The sequence below is a fragment of the Thermus sp. KWY1 genome, from assembly GCF_057547025.1.
On record NZ_BAAJPG010000010.1, the window covers coordinates 20,468 to 38,019 of the forward strand.

Sequence of the window (17,552 nt, forward strand, 5' to 3'; positions counted from 1 at the left end):
AAGCACCGAAGATGAGGGAAAAATGAGTCAAGCCTCAAGCCCCTGAAGGACGACTCCTAACCCTTGGCGGAAAGCCAGTCCTCCCCCATCCCCACCTCCACCTCCAGGGGCACGGCGAGGGGATAGGCCTCCTCCATGACCTCCTTGGCCAGGGCGGCCACCTCCTCGGCCCGCGCTTGGGGGGCCTCCAGGAGGAGCTCGTCGTGGACCTGGAGGAGCATGCGGGCCCCCATCTCCCGGAGGCGGGGGAAGAGCTTCACCATGGCGAGCTTCATGAGGTCGGCGGCGGTGCCCTGGACGGGCATGTTGAAGGCCATGCGCTCCGCGGCCTCCCTGACGCTCTTCACCCGGGCGTTGAGGTCGGGCACGTAGCGCCTTCTTCCGAAGAGGGTTTCCACGTAGCCCCGCTTCCTCCCCTCCTCCAGGGTCTTTTCTATCCAGGCCCGCACCTTGGGGAAGCTTTGGAAGTAGCGCTCTATAAAGGCCACCGCCTCCTCGTAGGGGATGGCAAGCTCCTGGGAGAGCCTATGGGCGGACATGCCGTAGAGGACGCCGAAGTTCACCGTCTTGGCCGCCCGGCGCATCAGGGGGTTTACGGCCTCCTTGGGCACGGAAAACATCCAGCTTGCGGTCTCGGTGTGGATGTCCTGGCCCTCCCTAAAGACCCGTATGAGGTTCTCGTCCCCGGAAAGGTGGGCGAGGACCCGTAGCTCTATCTGGCTATAGTCCAGGGCCACCAGCACCCATCCCTCCTCGGCCACGAAGGCCCGGCGGATCCTCTGGCCCAAAGGGGTGCGGATGGGAATGTTCTGCAGGTTGGGGTCGGAGCTGCTAAGCCTTCCCGTGGCCGTGGCCGTCTGGTTGAAGCGGGTGTGGAGGCGGCCCGTCCTCGGGTGGACGAGGCTTGGGAGGGGGTCTACGTAGGTGCTCTTGAGCTTGGTGAGCTCCCGGTACTCCAGGATCTTCTCCACGATGGGGTGGGCCTCGCGGAGGGCCTCGAGGACGGCAGCGCTGGTGGAGCGCTTGCCGGTCTTCTCCGTCTTGCCGATGGCGGGAAGCCTCAGCTCGTCAAAGAGGACCCTTTCCAGCTGGTCCCTGGAGTTCAGGTTAAAGGGATGGCCCGCGAGGCGAAAGACCTCCTCCTCGAGGCGCCGGATCTCCCCCTCAAGCTCCAGGGAAAGGGCCTTCAGGTAGGCCACGTCCAGCCGGACCCCGGTGGCCTCCATGTGGGCCAGGACCCGGGAGAGGGGCCTTTCCACCTCCTGGTAGAGCCAAAGGAGCTTCTCCTCCCCCTTGAGGCGCTCCAGGAGGTTTTGCTGAAGCCGCTCGGCGAGGAGGGCCCGTAGGGCGGCGTCCTCCGTCCACTCCCCCCCGTAGCGCCGCGCCACCCCCTCGGGGGTGGTGTTGGAGGGGTCCAGGAGGTAGGCGAGGAGCATAGGGTCGTCCGAGGGCGCGAGGTCCAGCCCCTCCCGGAGGGCCAAGACAGCGAGGTCCTTGGCGAGGAGGCCTGGGATCTCCTTGAGATCCCTTAGCCCCGCCAAGGGGTCTTGTGCCCGGTGCACTTGGCCTTCCTTGCAAGCGGCAAGGGCTTTAAGCTCCGCCCACATGGGCTCGGGGCGGGAGAGGACGAAGCCCACGAAGGCCCCTTCCGGCGGGGGCCAGGGCGCCTCCTCCAGGGGAGCGGGGGCTTCCAGGAGGCCGAACTCGTGGAGGAGGCTGCCGAACTCAAGCCGCTCCAAAAAGGCCCGAAGCCCCTCCCGGTCGGGCTCCAGCCTTTTGGCGAAGTCCACCTCGAGGGGAAGGTCGGTCCGCACCTGGGAGAGCTCCCGGGAAAGCTTGAGGTCTTCCAGGTGGGCTTGGATCTTCTCCCGGACGCTTTCCGGCTTTACCCGGTCCAGGTTCTTGAGAAGATTTTCCAGGCTTCCCCACTCCTTGAGGAGCTTGAGGGCGGTCTTCTCCCCTATCCCCCTCACCCCGGGGAGGTTGTCCGAGGGGTCGCCCACCAGGGCCCGGTAGTCCACCCACTGCTCCGGCCGGAGGCCGTACTTCTCCCAAAGCCACTCCGGGGTGATGGTGTAGCCCTCGGGGTGGAGGATGTGGATGCGTTCGGAAAGGAGCTGGTAGAGGTCCCGGTCGGCGGTGAGGATGCGCACCCGGTACCCTTCCCCTTCCGCCCTCTTGGCCAGGGTGGCGAGGACGTCGTCCGCCTCGTAACCGGGGACCTCGAGGCGCCTCAGGCCCAAGAGGTCCACCAGTTCCTTGATGAGGGCAAGCTGCCTGGGAAAGTCCTCGGGGGCGGGGGCCCGGCCCGCCTTGTAGGCCTCGTAGACCTCGTGGCGGAAGGAGGGAGCCTTGGCGTCAAAGACCACGATGACCACGTCCCCGTCCTCTTTTAGGGCCTTGAGGAGGCTTTTGGCGAAGCCGTACACCGCCTGCACGGGCTCGCCACGGCTGGTGGTGAGCCCTTTGAGGGCGAAGAAGGTGCGGTAGGCCAGGTGGTGGCCGTCCACCAGGAGGACCCGGCCCTTGGGGGCAAAGAGGGGCAGCATCCCTTCCATGCTAACCCCCGCGCCTACCCCTCCACCCGGGCCTGCCCCCGGGTCAGGTCCATGAGCGCCCGCAGGAAATCCTCCCTTTCCCCCTCGGCCAGAAGCAAGGAGAAGCGCACCCCCTCGGGGAGGTAGGCCTCAAAGGCGGAGAGGTTTCGGGCCCGCAGCAGGCCGTGCACCCGGCCCACCTCGGGAAAGGGAACCAGGAAGGCCACCTCCACCCGCTCCACCAGGGGCACCTTGGCCCCCCGCCTCAGGGCCTCCGCCGCCACCCCCCCGTAGGCCCGCACGAGCCCCCCGGCCCCGAGCTTCACCCCGCCAAAGTAGCGCACCACCAGGACCGCCACCCGGTCCAGGCCCTGGGCCTCTATGGCGTGGAGGATGGGCTTCCCCGCAGTGCCCGCAGGCTCCCCGTCGTCGGAGAAGCGGTAGAGGGAGCCGATTTTATAGGCGTAGCAGTTGTGGGTGGCCTCCGGTTCCCGGTTGGCGGCAAGGAAGGCCAAGGCCTCCTCCTCGGAGGCCACGGGGGCGGCCTTGGCGATAAAACGGCTCCTCTGGATAACCTCCTCGTACACCACGGGCCCTGCCAGGGTGAGGCTCATGCTTCTCCCAGCGCCTTGGCCTGGAGAAAGCCCAAAGCCCTAGGCCCTTGGACCAAGCGAGCATCCGCCGTCCAAAGAAGGGCGTCCTCCCGCTCGGCAAGGGCCACGTAAAAGGCATCGTAGGCCCGCACCTGGCCGAGTCTGGCCGCCCAACGCAAGGCGGGGAGGGCAAGCTCCTCGTCCTGGGCGTAGATCCAGGGGAGCTTGAGGAGGAGGCCCAGGGCCCTTTCCGCCGCCTCCTGGGTCATAGCACCGTGGAAGGCCGCCCGCCGGAGGGCCGAGGCCACCTCGGCGGCGAAGAGCCGGGGGACGAAAAGGGGCCTTTCCTCCACCACGGCCCGTCGGAGGAGCCTCTGGGCATGTTCTCGCAAGGGGTGCCCCGTGGCCGCGGCCACGGCCACGGAGGCGTCACATACCCAGGCGCTCGTCATGGGCGCGCCTGTCCTCCTCCAGGAGGTCCCGCTCCGCAGATGGCGCCTCCTCACCGAGACGGTCAAGCTCTTCCAAAAGGGCCAAGTAGGCTTCTTTCCGCTCCGCTTCCTCCGTGAGGCCCCGGGCCACGAGCTCCCTCAAGGCTTCGCTGGCGCTCACCGGCCGCCCCCGGGCGAGGGCGAGCCTTCGCGCCAGGCGCTTGACCTCGGCCCACTGCGCCTCCTCCAGCACCACCTGTACCCGCCGGAGCCCCATACACCCTTTTTATACACCCAAGGCCCTCAGGGCCGCCTCCTCCATGCCCGAGGGGTCCGGGAGGAGGCCCGTCCAGATGCGGAAGGCCAAAGCCCCCTGCCAGGCGAGCATAGGGAGGCCCGTCTGCACCTTCAGGCCCCTGGCCTTGGCCTCCCGCAAGAACCGGGTCCAGAGAGGGCGGTAGACCAAATCCACCGCCGCCCCTTCCTCGGGGAGGAGTTCCGGCGGCAAGGGGGTGGCCCCGGGGTCACCGAGCCCCACGCTGGTGGCGTTCACGAGAAGCCGGGCCTCCTTCGCCCGTTCCAAGGGAACCGCTTTCAGGCCGAACTCCGCCGCCAAGGCCAGGGCCCTTTCCTCCGTCCGGTTCCAGACCCAGACCTCGAGGCCCGCTTCCCGGAGGGCCCAGGCCACGGCCCTGCCCGCCCCTCCCGCCCCCAGGACCAGGGCGGGACCCCGCAAGGGGATGCCCCCCGCCTTTAGGGCCGCCAGGAACCCGGGGGCATCGGTGTTGAAGCCGAAGAGACCTCCCTCTACGCTGAGCACCGTGTTCACCGCCCCGATGGCCCTGGCCTCGGGGGAAACCCAGTCCAGAAGCCCCAGGGCAGCCTCCTTGAGGGGAATGGTGAGGTTGGCCCCCCGGTAGGCCCGGCGCATCTCCCCCAGACGTTCGGGAAGGGCCTCTAGAGGGGTATCCAAAGCCTCGTAGCTTCCCCCAAGGCCCAGGCTTTCCAGGGCGAAGCGGTGCATGGCCGGGGAAAGGGAGTGGGCCACGGGGTGGCCCAGCACGGCAAGGCGCACCATCCTCCCCAGGATACCGGGACCCGGGGCATTCCCTCTGGGCTAGGCCGTATAGAATGAAGGCGGTGAAGAGGCTCCTTTCCCTTTTGCTCCTTTCGGCCCTGGCCTTGGGGAAGACCTACCTCATCCCCATCCAGGGCGAGATCGACCCCGCCCTGGCCGTCTTCGTGGAGCAGTCCCTGGCCCGGGCGGAGCGGGAGGGGGCAAGCGGCGTGGCCTTCCTCATCGACACCCCCGGGGGGCGGGTGGACGCGGCCATCCGCATCTCCGACCGCATCCTCCAGACTCCCCTGCCCACCCTGGCCGTGGTGCAAAACGCCTTCTCCGCCGGGGCCCTGATCGCCCTCTCTTGCCGCCAGATCGCCATGCTCCCGGGCTCGGAGATCGGTGCCGCCCTCCCCGTGGTGGCCCTGCCCCTGCAAAAGCCCGAGGCCGCGGACCAGAAGGTGATCTCCGCCCTCAAGGGGAAGTTCCGGGCCGTGGCCGAGGCCCGGGGACGGCCCGTGGAGCTGGCGGAGGCCATGGTGGACCCGAACATAGAAGTCCCTGGGCTTTCCGCCAAGGGGGAGCCCCTGACCCTCTCTGCGGACAAGGCGGTGGAGCTCAAGGTGGCGGACTTCAGGGCGGCAAGCCTCCCCGAGGCCCTGCGCCAGGCGGGTTTTAACCCGGAAACCGAAAGGCTCCAGCCGGGCCCCAGGGTGCAGGTGGCCCGTTTTCTCACCAGCTCGGCGGTGGCGGGCGTCCTCCTCGCCCTAGGCCTCCTCCTCCTGCTCCTGGAGCTCTTCACCCCCGGGTTTGGCCTCATGGGGGCCCTGGGGCTTTCCTTCCTCGCCCTCTACTTCGCCGGGGGGTGGCTCGCGGGCCTCTCGGGCGCCTTTGAGCTCGTCCTCTTCTTCCTGGGGGTGGCCCTCCTCCTGGCGGAGGCCTTTCTCTTCCCCGGCTTCGGCATCGCCGGGGCCTTGGGCGTGGGGGCCATCCTGGCCTCCGTTTACTTCACCTTCGGCGAGAACGCCCTCCTGGTGATCGCCATCGCGGTGATCGCCTTGGGCCTTGGGCTCCTCCTGGTCTTCCGCTTCCTGCCCCGGACCCGGCCGGCCAGGGCCTTGGTCCTGGAAAGCACCATCGCCGAACACGCCACCTCGGAAGCGGTGGAGGTGGGGGCCATCGGCACGGCCCTCACCGACCTTAGGCCCGGGGGCGTGGCCCGCTTCGGCCAGAAGCGAGTGGACGTGGTGGCCAACCGCGGCTTTATCCCCAAGGGCACCCCCATCCGGGTGGTGGAGGTGCGGGGGCCCACGGTGCTCGTGGAGGTTCTGGAGGAATAGCTATGGAAGGACTGGGTGTGCTCTTTTTGGCCTTTGTCGTCCTCATCTTCGTCTTCCTCTTTTTCAGCTTTATCCCGGTAGGGCTTTGGATCTCGGCCTGGGCGGCAGGGGTGCGGGTCCCCCTCCTCACCCTGGTGGCCATGCGCCTAAGGCGGGTCCCCCCCGCCAAGATCATCTACCCCCTCATCAAGGCCACCAAGGCGGGGCTGGACGTGAGGCTGGACCGCCTCGAGGCCCACTACCTGGCCGGGGGCAACGTGGACCGGGTGGTGGACGCCCTCATCGCCGCCGACAAGGCGGGCATCAAGCTCACCTTTGACCGGGCCGCAGCCATCGACCTGGCGGGGCGGGATGTGCTGGAAGCGGTGCGGGTTTCCGTGAACCCCAAGGTGATCCAGACCCCCATGGTGGCCGCGGTGGCCAAGGACGGGATCCAGCTCCTCGCCACCGCCCGGGTCACGGTGCGGGCCAACATCGACCGCCTGGTGGGCGGGGCCGGGGAGGAGACCATCATCGCCCGGGTGGGAGAAGGCATCGTGACCACCATCGGCAGCGCCAACTCCCACAAGGAAGTCCTGGAAAACCCGGATCGCATCAGCAAAACCGTGCTGGAAAAGGGCCTGGACGCCGGCACCGCCTTTGAGATCCTCTCCGTGGATATCGCCGACGTGGACGTGGGCAAGAACATCGGGGCCCAGCTTCAGATCGATCAGGCGGAGGCCGACAAGAAAATCGCCCAGGCCAAGGCGGAGGAGCGCCGGGCCATGGCGGTGGCCGCCGAGCAGGAGAACCGGGCCCTGGTGGAGGCCATGCGGGCCAAGCTGGTGGAGGCCCAGGCCCAGGTGCCCCTGGCCCTGGCGGAGGCCTTGCGCACGGGAAGGCTTGGGGTCATGGACTACTACCGCCTGAAAAACATCGAGGCCGACACCGACATGCGGGAGTCCATCAGCCGGGCCGCCAAGCCCGAGGGTGAGGAATGAGCCTAGACGACCTTCTGGGTCTCCTTTTCCTACTCTTCTTCATCGTCATCCCGGCCCTGCAGGGCCTAAGCCGCCGGGGCCAGCCTCCCCCCATTCCCCCGGGGTTTCCCGAGGACCTGCCCCTACCCGAACCCCTACCCCGCCCCAGGCCCAAGGCCCGGCCCAAGCCCAAGGTCCCGCCGCCCCCGTCCCTTCCCGCACCCAAGAAACCGGAGGCGGAGAGTTTAGAACGGTCCTCTAGCCCCGAACGGCAACCCTTGGAAGTGCGGTTCCGCGAAGCATCCTCGCCGGAGGAAGAGCGAAGGAAGCGCCCGCGGAAAAGGCTGCTCACCACCGACGGCGAAAGCATCCTGAAAGGGGTGATATGGCACGAAATCCTGAAGAAGCCCAAAGGCTGGTGATCCCCCTAAAACCCGAGGAAACCCTGGCCTTTCTGGGCCAGGCAGACCGAAACCTGAAGAAGCTCCGTTCCCTTTTCCGGGAGGCCTTCGGCGACCGGCTCAAGCTCATCATGCGGGGCAACCAGGTGGAGCTGGAGGGCGACCCGGAAGCGGTGGGGGTGGCCGAGCGGGCCGTGCGGGACCTTTTGGCCCTCCTCAGGCAAGGAGCGGAGCTGGACCAGCCCACCCTGGAACAGTCCGTGGCCCTGGCCCTGCAAGGCGAGGGCCTGTACCAGGCCACCACCCCGGAAACCGAACTTGCGCTACCGGGCCGTCTCAGGCCCAAAACCCCAGGGCAAAGGCGGTACGTGGAGGCCATCGCCCACCATGACATTACCTTCGGGGTGGGTCCTGCGGGAACCGGCAAGACCTATTTGGCGGTGGCCATGGCGGTGAGCCACCTCCGGGCCAAAAGGGTTAAGCGCATCATCCTCACCCGGCCAGCGGTGGAGGCGGGGGAAAAGCTGGGGTTTTTGCCAGGGGACATCCAGGCCAAGGTGGACCCTTATCTCCGCCCCCTTTACGATGCCCTCTTTGACATGATCGACGCCGAGCGCTTTGAGCAGTACCTGCAGTCCGGGATCATCGAGGTGGCCCCCCTGGCCTTCATGCGGGGCCGCACCCTCAACGACGCCTTCATCATCCTGGACGAGGCCCAAAACACCACCCCGGAGCAGATGAAAATGTTCCTCACCCGCATGGGCTTCTCCTCCAAGATGGTCATCACCGGAGACATCACCCAGATCGACCTGCCCAAGCACCAAAAGTCGGGGCTGGTGGAGGCCATCCGCATCCTCAAGGGCATTGAGGGCATCGCCTTCGTGTACTTCAAGGAGTCTGACGTGGTGCGCCATCCCCTGGTGGCCCGCATCATCAAGGCCTACGAGGAAGCCGAGCGTGGTGGAGATCGTAGCCAATAAGCGTCCGCCAAGGGGCCTCATCCCCAGGCTCCGCCGGGCCCTTTCCGCCCTGATGGAGGAACTGGGCGTGGGGGACAAGGCCGTCACGGTCATCCTCACCGGGGACCGCAGGATCAGGGCCCTAAAGCGGGAGTGGTGGGGGGAGGATGAGGCCACGGATGTCCTTTCCTTTCCCCACTACGAACCCGGCGATCCCTTTGTACCCCCCCACCTGGGCGATATCTGGATCAGCCTGGACACCGCCAAGAGGCAGGCGGAGGAAAGAGGGGTTCCCCTCGAGGAGGAGGTGCTGGTCCTGGCGGCCCACGGGCTATGGCACCTTCTCGGCCACGACCACCAAAAGGAGGAGGATTGGGAGGGGTTCCACCGCGTCCAAGAGAGGATCCTCGCCCTCTAAAGGGCGTTTGGCGCTCCCTGGGCTATGCCTGGGAGGGGGTTCTCTACGCCTGGCGGGTGCAGCGGAACTTCCGCCTCGAGGCCTACTTGGCCCTTCTGGCCCTCGGGCTTGCCCTCTGGCTGGAGGTCAATCCGGTGCCGGTGTTGCTCGTTAGCGCCCTGGTGCTTTCCCTGGAACTCATGAACACCGCCCTCGAGGCCCTGGCCGACCTGGTGAGCCCGGTATTCCATCCCCTGGTCAAGCGGGCCAAGGACACGGCGGCAGCGGCGGTGCTTTTGGCGAGCTTCTTCGCCCTCCTGGTGGGCCTTTACCTCCTCTTGCCTCCCCTCCTCGGGCGGTTTGGGCTAAGCTAAGCGTATGGACCACGAGGAAAGGGAGATGATCCTGGAGATCTTTCCAGGCACTCCCCCCGAGCTTCTCCCCATTGGGGAGATTCTTTATTATCGCGACGAGGAAGGCCGGGTGATCATCCAGGAAAAGGGGCCCCCGGAGCTCCGCCTGACCCTGGAGCCCCTGCCCGGAACCCTGGGAAGCCCTCAGGTGTGCGAGGCCTGCCACCGCCATCTTTCGGGAAGCGCCTTGGGCTTCTTCCGCCACCCGGTGGGCGGAAGGGAAACCCACCTCCGCTACCTGGTCCTCTGCCTGGACACGGCAGCCTGCGCCAGCCATGCGGAGCCCGAGCGTTTGAGGGAAATCCTCCTTCGCGGTATACTCACCTGAGAAGGAGGCCCTTGGGCCAAGGAGGTCGGCTTTGGCCGACCTTCATGACTTACGAGGTGAGCTATGGCGCGCGAGGTAAAGCTAACCAAAGCCGGTTACGAGCGGCTCATGCAGCAACTTCTGCAGGAAAGGGAACGCCTGCAAGAAGCCACCCGCATCCTGCAGGAGCTCATGGAGTCCTCCGACGACTACGACGATTCGGGGCTGGAGGCGGCCAAACAGGAGAAGGCCCGCATCGAGGCCCGGATCGACAGCCTCGAGGACATCCTCTCCCGGGCGGTGATCATCGAAGGGGCCACCACCGAGGTCATCGGCCTGGGCTCGGTGGTGGAGCTGGAAGACCCCGTCACCGGCGAGCGCCTGGAGGTGCAGGTGGTCTCCCCCGCCGAGGCCAGCGTCCTGGAAACCCCCATGAAGATCTCCGATGCCTCCCCCATGGGCAAAGCCCTCCTGGGCCACCGGGAGGGGGATGTGCTCAGCCTGGATACCCCCAAGGGCAAGAAGGAGTTCCGGGTGGTCTCGGTGCGCGGCTAAACATGAACGAGCAGACTCGGCAACGCTTACTCAACCTGGAAGCCCTGGTGGAGGCGGGTTTTCAACCCTACCCCTACCGGTATCCCAAAACCCACAGCGCAAAGGAAATCCTATCCGCCAAGGAGGGGGCTCCCCCGGAAAGCGAGTGGGAGGAAGAGGTGGCCCTGGCCGGGCGCATCGTGGCCTTGAGGCGCATGGGGAAGGTCACCTTTGCCCACCTCCTGGACGAAAGCGGCAAGATCCAGCTCTATTTTCAAAAGGACCTCACCCCAAGCTACGAGCTTTTGAAGAAGCTGGACGTGGGGGACATCCTAGGGGTCAAGGGCACGGTCTTCACCACCAAGACCGGGGAGGTCACGGTGAAGGTCCTCTCCTGGACCCCCCTGGTGAAAAGCCTCCACCCCCTCCCCGACAAGTGGCACGGGATCAAGGACAAGGAGGTGCGCTACCGGCAGCGCTACCTGGACCTCATCGTCAACCCCGAGGTGCGGGAGGTCTTTCGGCGGCGCACCGCCATGGTGCGCTACATCCGTCGCTTCTTTGAGGAGCGGGGGTTTTTGGAGGTGGAAACCCCCATCCTCCAGGCCACCACCGGTGGGGCGGAGGCCAGGCCCTTCAAGACCTATCACAACGCCCTGGACCACGAGTTTTACCTAAGGATCTCCCTGGAGCTTTACCTGAAGCGCCTTCTCGTGGGCGGGTTTGAGAAGGTCTTCGAGATCGGGCGGAACTTCCGCAACGAGGGCATCGACCACAACCACAACCCCGAGTTCACCATGCTGGAGGCCTACTGGGCCTACGCCGACTACCAGGACATGGCCAAGCTGGTGGAGGAACTCCTTTCCGGCCTGGTCCTCCACCTCTTCGGCAGCTACCAGGTCCCCTACCAGGGGCGGGTGCTGGACTTTACCCCGCCCTTTAGACGCATCTCCTTCGTGGAGGCCTTGAAGGAAAAGGCCGGCCTGCCCTTTGACCCCTTGGACCTGGAAAGGCTTAGGATCTTCGCCGACGCCCACCACCCCGAGCTCGCCCAGGTTCCCAGTTACAAGCTTCTGGACAAGCTTTTTGGCATCTACGTGGAGCCCGAACTCCAGAACCCCACCTTCGTCTTCGACTTCCCCCTGGCCATCAGCCCCTTAGCCAAGCGGCATCGGGAAAAGCCCGGGCTCACGGAGCGCTGGGACCTCTATGCGGGCGGGATGGAGCTCGCCCCCGCCTACTCCGAGCTCAACGACCCCCTGGACCAGAGGGAACGCTTTTTGGAGCAGGCCAGGCGCAGACGGGAAGGGGACGAGGAGGCCCCCGAGCCCGACGAGGACTTCCTGTTGGCCCTGGAGTACGGCATGCCCCCGGCGGCGGGGCTTGGCCTCGGCTTGGACCGCCTGGCCATGATCCTCACCGACCAGCCCTCCTTGAGGGACGTCCTCCTCTTCCCCTTGCTCAAGCCCAAGCGGGAGCTGGTGGAGGAAGGAGCCTAGGTGGCGGAAAGGGCTGCCCGCCTCAGCCTCCTGGTGGCCCTGTGGGTCCTGGGGTTCAAGAGCTTGGCCTACCTCCTCACCGGCTCGGTGGCCCTTCTCTCCGATGCCCTCGAGTCCACGGTGAACGTGGCCGCGACGCTTTTGGCCCTCTTCGCCATCCGCTTCGCCCAGCGTCCTCCCGACGAAACCCACCCCTTCGGCCACAGCAAGGCCGAATACTTCTCCGCGGTGCTGGAGGGAGTCCTGGTGGTGCTGGCCGCCTTTCTCATCGCCAAGGAATCCATCCCCCGCCTCCTTCATCCCAGGCCCCTAGGGGACCTGGGACCGGGCCTCCTGGTCAGCCTCTTGGCCTCCCTGATCAACGGCCTTCTCGCCTGGCACCTCCTCCGCCAGGGGAGGCGCCTGCGCTCCCCCGCCCTCACCGCCGACGGCTACCACGTGCTTTCCGACGTGCTCACCTCCGTGGGGGTTTTCGCCGGGGTAAGCCTTGCGTGGGCCACGGGGTTATGGGTGCTGGATCCCTTGCTGGCCCTTTTGGTGGCGGGGAACATCCTCCTCATGGGCTTCCGCCTGGTGCGCCAGTCCGTGGGAGGGCTTATGGATGAGGGGCTCTCCCCGGCGGAGGTGAGCCGGATCCGAAAAACCATCGCCGAGGCCTTGGGGGGAAGGGCCCTCGAGGTCCACGACCTCAAAACCCGCAAGGCGGGAAACCGGGCCTTTTTGGAGTTCCACCTGGTGGTGCCGGGGTCCATGACCGTGGAGGAAGCCCACCGGCTCTGCGACGAGCTGGAAAGGGCTTTGGAGGAAAGTTTCCCCGGGCTTGCCGTCACCATCCACGTGGAGCCCGAAAGCGAGCGGAAGCGCTAAAGGATAGGGCTGCCCCCTGGCCACTCGAGAAGGTAGCTTCAGAAAGGTGCTGCCGACAGGCTGGCTTCTCCCCGCCGGCGAAGGAGTCTTCTAACGCTCTTTTCCTTAGGCGCATAAAAGCGTAGAATATGGCCCAAGGGAGGACCCATGCGCAAGAAGCACGACTGGCTCAGGGAAACCTACCAGAAGAGCCTGGAGAAGATGCCCGAGAGGCCTGTGGCCCACCGCACCCTTTCGGACATCGCCCCAGAACCCCTCTACACCCCCGAGGACATCGGGGTCCTGGACCCGGAGTACGAGGAAAAGCGGGGCTACCCCGGGGAGTACCCCTACACCCGCGGGGTCTACGGCTCCATGTACCGGTCCAAGCTCTGGACCATGCGCATGTTCGCCGGCTTCGGCACCGCCGAGCAGACCAACGAGCGGTTCAAGAAACTCTTAAAGGCGGGCCAGACCGGCCTCAGCGTGGCCTTTGACCTGCCCACCCTCATGGGCTACGACTCCGATCACCCCCTTTCCAAGGGGGAGGTGGGCAAGTGCGGGGTGGCGGTCTCCAGCCTGGCGGACATGGAGATCCTCTTCGAGGGGATCAACCTCGAGGAGGTCACCACCTCCATGACCATCAACAGCCCCGCCAACGCCATCTGGGCCATGTACCTGGCGGTGGCCAAAAAGAAGGGGTACGACTGGAAGAAGCTTGGGGGCACCATCCAAAACGACATCCTTAAGGAGTTCATCGCCCAGAAGGAGTTCATCTTCCCCCCCGAACCCAGCGTGAAACTGGTCATCGACACCTTTGAGTGGGGGCCCAAGAACGTCCCCAAGTGGAACTTCATCTCCGTATCCGGCTACCACATCCGGGAAGCAGGCTCCACCGCCGTGCAGGAGCTGGCCTGGACCCTGGCCGACGGGTTTGAGTACGTGGAGGCCGCCCTGAAGCGGGGCCTGGACATCGACGAGTTCGCCCCCAGGATCAGCTTCTTCTTCGACGTCCACAACGACTTCTTTGAGGAGATCGCCAAGTTCCGCGCCGCCCGGCGCATCTGGGCCAAGGAGATGCGCCACCGCTACGGGGCCAAGAACCCCCAAAGCTGGATGCTCCGCACCCATGCCCAGACTGCTGGGGTTTCCCTCACCGCCCAGCAACCCCTCAACAACATCGCCCGGGTGGCCATCCAGGCCCTGGCCGCCGTTTTGGGGGGTACCAACAGCCTCCACACCGACGCCTACGACGAGGCCCTGGCCCTGCCCACGGAGGAATCCGCCACCATCGCCCTCAGGACCCAGCAGATCATCGCCTACGAAAGCGGGGTCACCCACACCATCGACCCCCTGGCGGGGAGCTACTACGTGGAGTGGCTCACCGACGAGATGGAGCGCCAGGCCATGGCCATCATCGAGGAGATCCGGCGCATGGGGGGCGTGGTGCGGGCCATCGAGGAGGGCTACTTCCTGCGGGAGCTGGCCGAGGCCAGCTACCGCTACCAGCAGGAGGTGGAGCGCAAGGAGAGGATCATCGTGGGGGTGAACGCCTTCACCGACGAGATCCCCCTGAAGGTCCCCATCCAGTTGGTGGACCCCGAGGTGGAGCGGGTCCAGGCGGAGCGCCTGGCCCGGGTGCGCCGGGAACGGGACCAGAGGCGGGTGGAGGAGGCCCTTGCGGGCCTAAGGCGGGCTGCGGTGGAAGGGCAGAACACCATGCCCCACTTCGTGGAGTGCGCCCTGGCCTACTGCACCCTGGGGGAGATGATGGACGTCTTGCGGGAGGTCTACGGCACCTACCAGGAGCCAGCTTACGTTTAGGATTAGCGTATGGACAGGCGCATACGGGTGCTCATCGCCAAGCCCGGGCTGGACGGCCACGACCGCGGGGCCAAGGTGGTGGCCCGGGCCTTAAGGGACGCCGGCATGGAGGTGATCTACACGGGGCTCAGGCAGACCCCGGAGATGATCGTGTCCGCGGCCATCCAGGAGGACGTGGACGCCATAGGGCTATCCATCCTCTCCGGGGCCCACATGCACTACTTCCGGGAAGTGAAGCGGCTCCTCGAGGAGCAAGGAGCCTCGGACATCCTCCTCTTCGGGGGAGGGATTATCCCCGATGAGGACGTGCCCAGGCTGAAGGAGCTGGGGGTGGCGGCGGTGTTCGGTCCTGGGACCAGCACCCAGGATATCGTGGACTTCTTGAAACGGGCGGTGCCGGAGCGCTGGCAGGCCCAGGGCTTAGCATGAAGGCCATCCAGCTTTACTACCCCCCGGAGTGGGCCCACTGCTACGGGTGCGGCTACTTAAACCCCATGGGCCTCCACCTCAAGACCTACTGGAAGGCGGACGAGGGCCAGAGCGAAACCCGTTTCACCCCTAGCCCCCACCACACCGCCATTCCCGGGTTCGTCTACGGGGGGCTTCTCGCCTCCTTGGTGGACTGCCACTCCACCGCCACCGCCGCCGCCGCCAAGGCCCATGCTGAGGGCCTGGATCTGGAAACCCACCCCCTCCGCTTCGTCACCGCCAGCCTCAAGGTGGACTACCTGAAGCCCACCCCTTTGGGGCCCGAGCTGGTCCTGGTGGGCCGGGCCAAGGAGGTGAAGGGGAGGAAGGTGGTGGTGGAAACCGAGCTCTACGCCAACGGGGAGGTGACCGTGCGGGGGGAGGCGGTCCTGGTGCAGATCACCGAGGGCTTCGGCCAAGGAGATAGCGCTCCAACAGGGCGATAATGCGGGAAAGATCCTCGGCTTTGGGGGAGGCCACCAGGACCAGCTCCAGCCAGGCTTCCTCCAGGGTCCGCTTCACCTCCTCCAGCTCCCTTCCCGGGAAGACGGTACCCAGGGCCAGGGCCTGGGACCTTTCCCAAAGCTCCTTCTTTTCCCGCTGCAGGTGCCTGATCTCCTGCCTGGCAAAGTAGAGGTCCGCCTCCAGCTGGTGGATACGGTCATGGAGGGGCTTTTCCTCCTGACGCCTCTGCTCCCTCTCCCGGCGGATCAGCTCCTCCCAATCATCCCAGTGCATGGATTCCAGATTAGAGAAAGACTCGGCGTCCCGGTGTGATCCATGCACTGGCTCCCAGAACCGGCCCTCTGGACCCTGGCTCAGGCTTTCCTGGCAAAGGAGCGCGCCTCGAGGAGCCGCTCCAGGAGGAAAAGCGCCAGGGCCAAGGCCAGGAGATAGGGGCGCAGGGGCAGGGGGGAGGATCCAGGTTGCCCCAGGTCCTCCAGGGCCAGCAACCGCCCATGGGAAGCCTCGGCCAGGGTCTTGAGGACCAGCTTCCCATCCCTGGGGGTCCACTCCCCGGGCAAGGGGAAGGCCAGGGGCAAGCGGCGCGAGCCGTCCAGGAGCACCCCGGGAGCCGCCGGGGCCTGGATTTCGTACCGCCCAGGCCCCGTGGGCACCAGGGGCATCTCCTGGCCCTCGCTTAGGAAAAGCGGGCGCTCCAGGTGGCCCAGAACCACCACCCGCACCCCTTTCCCCTCGGGATAGGCGTACAGGGCCATGGCCTTCTTGCCCCCCATGAGGTAGCGGGCAAGGCCGCCCAGAAAAGAAGCTGCCTCCTTCCAGCCCCGCCAGGAACGGGAAAGATCCGTGGCCAAGGCGGCCACCCGCCCCTCTCCCCTCTCCCCCAGGGCCAGCACCGCTCTGCCGTCGCTTTCCAAAACCACCTCCGCCCAGGGCTCGGCCCGGGCCGGAAGGAGAACGGAAAGGGGAGGTGGGGAAAACCCCTGGGCCAGGGGATGGAGCCTGGCCTTGACGGGGAAACGGCCCTCCAGGCCCTCCCCCTGGAAAACCTCCTGCCCTTCCTTCAGGAAAAGCCGGGGAAGCTCCTGGGCGGTGGCCGCTTGGTAGTACCGGCCCCCACCCCTTTCGGCGAGGACCTTCAGAAAGGCCCGGTCGGCATCGGCTCCCAGGGCCATGGCGCTCACCTCGAGGCCCGAGGCCTCCGCCAGGGCCAGGATGGGGTCTTGGGGGTCGGAGATGAGGCCATCGCTGAGCACCAGGATCCCCTTGCGCTCCACCGGCACCCCCTGCAAAAGCCGCACCGCCTCCCGGAAGGCGGAGCCCAGGACCGTCCCGCCCCCCGCCCGCACGGACAAGAGGAGGCTTTCCGCCTCCTTCTTCCCCTGCTCCGTCATGGGCCTGGGTGGAAAAAGAACCCGATGGGTGGAGGAAAAGAGCACCACGCCCAGGTAGTCCTCCTCCGCCGCCGACCGCACCAGCTCCAAGGCCCCCGCCACCGCCAGGGAAAGCTTCTCCCCCTCCATGCTTCCCGATACGTCCATCACCAGAACCAAGGCCGCCCCCTTGCGGCCCAGGGGCTTTAGGGGAAGGTCTTCCGGCAAAGCCCGGTCCCAGCCGCCGAAGAAAAGACCCTTGGGGGTGGCGGTGAAAAGAAGGCCGCCGCCTTGGCGGAGGTAGCTCCTCAGGGCCTCCGGGGCCCCCTCGGGAAGGTCCAAGACCCCGAGGCCCACCGCCACCAGGTCGGCCTCGAGGGGCAGGCGGAAAGGGCCTTCCTCCACCTGGAAGCCCTGGGCCTCCAGGTAACGGGCCAAGGCCGGGTCCCCCAGCACCAGGGCCCTGCCGCGGTCGGCAGGTTGGAGGCTCACCTGGGCCTCGCTCCGGCCCCAGGAACCCTCCACCACCGCCCACACCTCCGCCTTCTCCGTAAGGGAGAAGGTGTACACCAGGCTCTTACGCCCCTCCACCCGAAGGCTTCGTTCCCAGGTCCCTGCGGGGCCCTCCACCCTCAGGCGTGCCTCCACGGAGAGGGGCGCCTCGAGGACCACTCCCACCCCCACCGTTTCCCCGTACAGGGGGTAAGGCGGGGGGACCAGCTCCACCGCCACATGGGGCTTGGGGGGAACGTAAACCGCATCCAGGGGAAAGGGGGCTGAAATGGGCTCGAAAAGCCCGTCGGAAACCAGGACCACGCGGCTCGGCCTCAGGGCCTCTGCCTCCTGGAAGGCCGCCTTCAGGTCTGTCCTCTCCCCCAGGTCCAGCCTGCGGGCGGTGGGCGAAGGAAGCCTCGCCGCCCGCTCCGCAAAGGCCACATAGATCCCATCCCTAGGAAGCCTATCCGCCAAGGCAAAGACGCTTTCCCGGGCAGAGGGCGAAAAGTCCAGAAGGTACACCACCCGCCCCGGCATGGGCCACCTGGGATCCAGGAAGGCCAAGAAAAGTAGGATGAGGACCCCAACCCTAAGAAGCCGGAGCATAGCCTCATGCTAGAGGCTTTGGGATGGCCTGGGCCATCCAGGGAACCC

The 17,552-nt window shown here is 66.5% G+C and carries 20 protein-coding genes; 13 read left to right on the forward strand and 7 right to left on the reverse strand.

Features of this window, described 5'->3' with window-relative positions; genetic code table 11:
• Positions 1 to 56: 56 nt before the first annotated feature.
• The 5 genes from polA to aroE are packed head-to-tail and all read right to left on the reverse strand — an operon-like array spanning position 57 to position 4,639.
• Positions 57 to 2,558 (reverse strand): DNA polymerase I, encoded by a 2,502-nt coding sequence (gene polA / locus AC27GT_RS02545; protein WP_487223494.1) that lies wholly within the window; start codon positions 2,556 to 2,558, stop codon positions 57 to 59.
• A 14-nt stretch (positions 2,559 to 2,572) separates the two neighbouring features.
• Positions 2,573 to 3,151 carry an IMPACT family protein gene (locus tag AC27GT_RS02550; protein ID WP_487223495.1) on the reverse strand — a complete coding sequence of 193 codons (579 nt, stop codon included), beginning with the start codon at positions 3,149 to 3,151 and terminating at the stop codon, positions 2,573 to 2,575.
• Positions 3,148 to 3,582, reverse strand: coding sequence for a type II toxin-antitoxin system VapC family toxin (locus tag AC27GT_RS02555; protein ID WP_487223496.1), 435 nt, complete (start codon positions 3,580 to 3,582; stop codon positions 3,148 to 3,150). The genes AC27GT_RS02550 and AC27GT_RS02555 overlap by 4 nt, the downstream gene beginning before the upstream one ends.
• Positions 3,560 to 3,838 carry a hypothetical protein gene (locus tag AC27GT_RS02560; RefSeq protein ID WP_487223497.1) on the reverse strand — a complete coding sequence of 93 codons (279 nt, stop codon included), beginning with the start codon at positions 3,836 to 3,838 and terminating at the stop codon, positions 3,560 to 3,562. The genes AC27GT_RS02555 and AC27GT_RS02560 overlap by 23 nt, the downstream gene beginning before the upstream one ends.
• Positions 3,839 to 3,847: 9 nt before the next feature.
• A complete protein-coding gene (gene aroE / locus AC27GT_RS02565) occupies positions 3,848 to 4,639 on the reverse strand; it encodes a shikimate dehydrogenase (protein WP_487223498.1) in 792 nt (263 codons plus the stop codon).
• A 53-nt stretch (positions 4,640 to 4,692) separates the two neighbouring features.
• Between aroE and AC27GT_RS02570 the strand changes: the two genes are divergently transcribed.
• From AC27GT_RS02570 to AC27GT_RS02630, 13 genes are all read left to right on the forward strand, one after another.
• Positions 4,693 to 5,961 carry an NfeD family protein gene (locus AC27GT_RS02570; protein WP_487223499.1) on the forward strand — a complete coding sequence of 423 codons (1,269 nt, stop codon included), beginning with the start codon at positions 4,693 to 4,695 and terminating at the stop codon, positions 5,959 to 5,961.
• Between the two features lie 2 nt (positions 5,962 to 5,963).
• Positions 5,964 to 6,941, forward strand: a complete 978-nt coding sequence (floA, locus tag AC27GT_RS02575) for a flotillin-like protein FloA (protein WP_487223500.1) — start codon at positions 5,964 to 5,966, stop codon at positions 6,939 to 6,941.
• The gene (locus AC27GT_RS02580) at positions 6,938 to 7,342 is read left to right on the forward strand and encodes a hypothetical protein (protein WP_038030091.1); all 405 of its coding nucleotides are present in this window, start codon (positions 6,938 to 6,940) and stop codon (positions 7,340 to 7,342) included. The genes floA and AC27GT_RS02580 overlap by 4 nt, the downstream gene beginning before the upstream one ends.
• A complete protein-coding gene (locus AC27GT_RS02585) occupies positions 7,306 to 8,301 on the forward strand; it encodes a PhoH family protein (RefSeq protein WP_015716835.1) in 996 nt (331 codons plus the stop codon). Before AC27GT_RS02580 ends, AC27GT_RS02585 begins: the two co-directional genes overlap by 37 nt.
• Positions 8,279 to 8,698 (forward strand): rRNA maturation RNase YbeY, encoded by a 420-nt coding sequence (gene ybeY, locus AC27GT_RS02590; protein WP_487223501.1) that lies wholly within the window; start codon positions 8,279 to 8,281, stop codon positions 8,696 to 8,698. Before AC27GT_RS02585 ends, ybeY begins: the two co-directional genes overlap by 23 nt.
• Positions 8,653 to 9,051 (forward strand): diacylglycerol kinase family protein, encoded by a 399-nt coding sequence (locus AC27GT_RS02595; protein WP_015716833.1) that lies wholly within the window; start codon positions 8,653 to 8,655, stop codon positions 9,049 to 9,051. Before ybeY ends, AC27GT_RS02595 begins: the two co-directional genes overlap by 46 nt.
• Before the next feature lie 4 nt (positions 9,052 to 9,055).
• Entirely contained in the window at positions 9,056 to 9,418 is a 363-nt protein-coding gene (locus tag AC27GT_RS02600; RefSeq protein WP_015716832.1) for a hypothetical protein, read from the forward strand.
• Between the two features lie 63 nt (positions 9,419 to 9,481).
• Complete coding sequence (locus tag AC27GT_RS02605) at positions 9,482 to 9,952, forward strand: GreA/GreB family elongation factor (protein ID WP_015716831.1); 471 nt, start codon at positions 9,482 to 9,484, stop codon at positions 9,950 to 9,952.
• Positions 9,953 to 9,954: 2 nt separating this feature from the next.
• Positions 9,955 to 11,430 (forward strand): lysine--tRNA ligase, encoded by a 1,476-nt coding sequence (gene lysS / locus AC27GT_RS02610; RefSeq protein WP_126187129.1) that lies wholly within the window; start codon positions 9,955 to 9,957, stop codon positions 11,428 to 11,430.
• Entirely contained in the window at positions 11,431 to 12,297 is an 867-nt protein-coding gene (locus AC27GT_RS02615; RefSeq protein WP_487223502.1) for a cation diffusion facilitator family transporter, read from the forward strand.
• A gap of 147 nt (positions 12,298 to 12,444) precedes the next feature.
• Complete coding sequence (locus AC27GT_RS02620; protein WP_054392370.1) at positions 12,445 to 14,100, forward strand: acyl-CoA mutase large subunit family protein; 1,656 nt, start codon at positions 12,445 to 12,447, stop codon at positions 14,098 to 14,100.
• Between the two features lie 9 nt (positions 14,101 to 14,109).
• Positions 14,110 to 14,529, forward strand: a complete 420-nt coding sequence (locus tag AC27GT_RS02625) for a cobalamin B12-binding domain-containing protein (RefSeq protein WP_038068855.1) — start codon at positions 14,110 to 14,112, stop codon at positions 14,527 to 14,529.
• On the forward strand, positions 14,526 to 15,014 hold the full coding sequence (locus tag AC27GT_RS02630; protein ID WP_054392371.1) for a PaaI family thioesterase: 489 nt from the start codon (positions 14,526 to 14,528) through the stop codon (positions 15,012 to 15,014). The genes AC27GT_RS02625 and AC27GT_RS02630 overlap by 4 nt, the downstream gene beginning before the upstream one ends.
• Here AC27GT_RS02630 and AC27GT_RS02635 read toward each other — a convergent pair.
• Positions 14,968 to 15,306 carry a hypothetical protein gene (locus AC27GT_RS02635; protein ID WP_054392372.1) on the reverse strand — a complete coding sequence of 113 codons (339 nt, stop codon included), beginning with the start codon at positions 15,304 to 15,306 and terminating at the stop codon, positions 14,968 to 14,970. The two genes, AC27GT_RS02630 and AC27GT_RS02635, sit on opposite strands and share 47 nt — an antisense overlap.
• 80 nt (positions 15,307 to 15,386) lie before the next feature.
• On the reverse strand, positions 15,387 to 17,504 hold the full coding sequence (locus AC27GT_RS02640; protein ID WP_487223503.1) for a VWA domain-containing protein: 2,118 nt from the start codon (positions 17,502 to 17,504) through the stop codon (positions 15,387 to 15,389).
• Between the last annotated feature and the right edge of the window lie 48 nt (positions 17,505 to 17,552).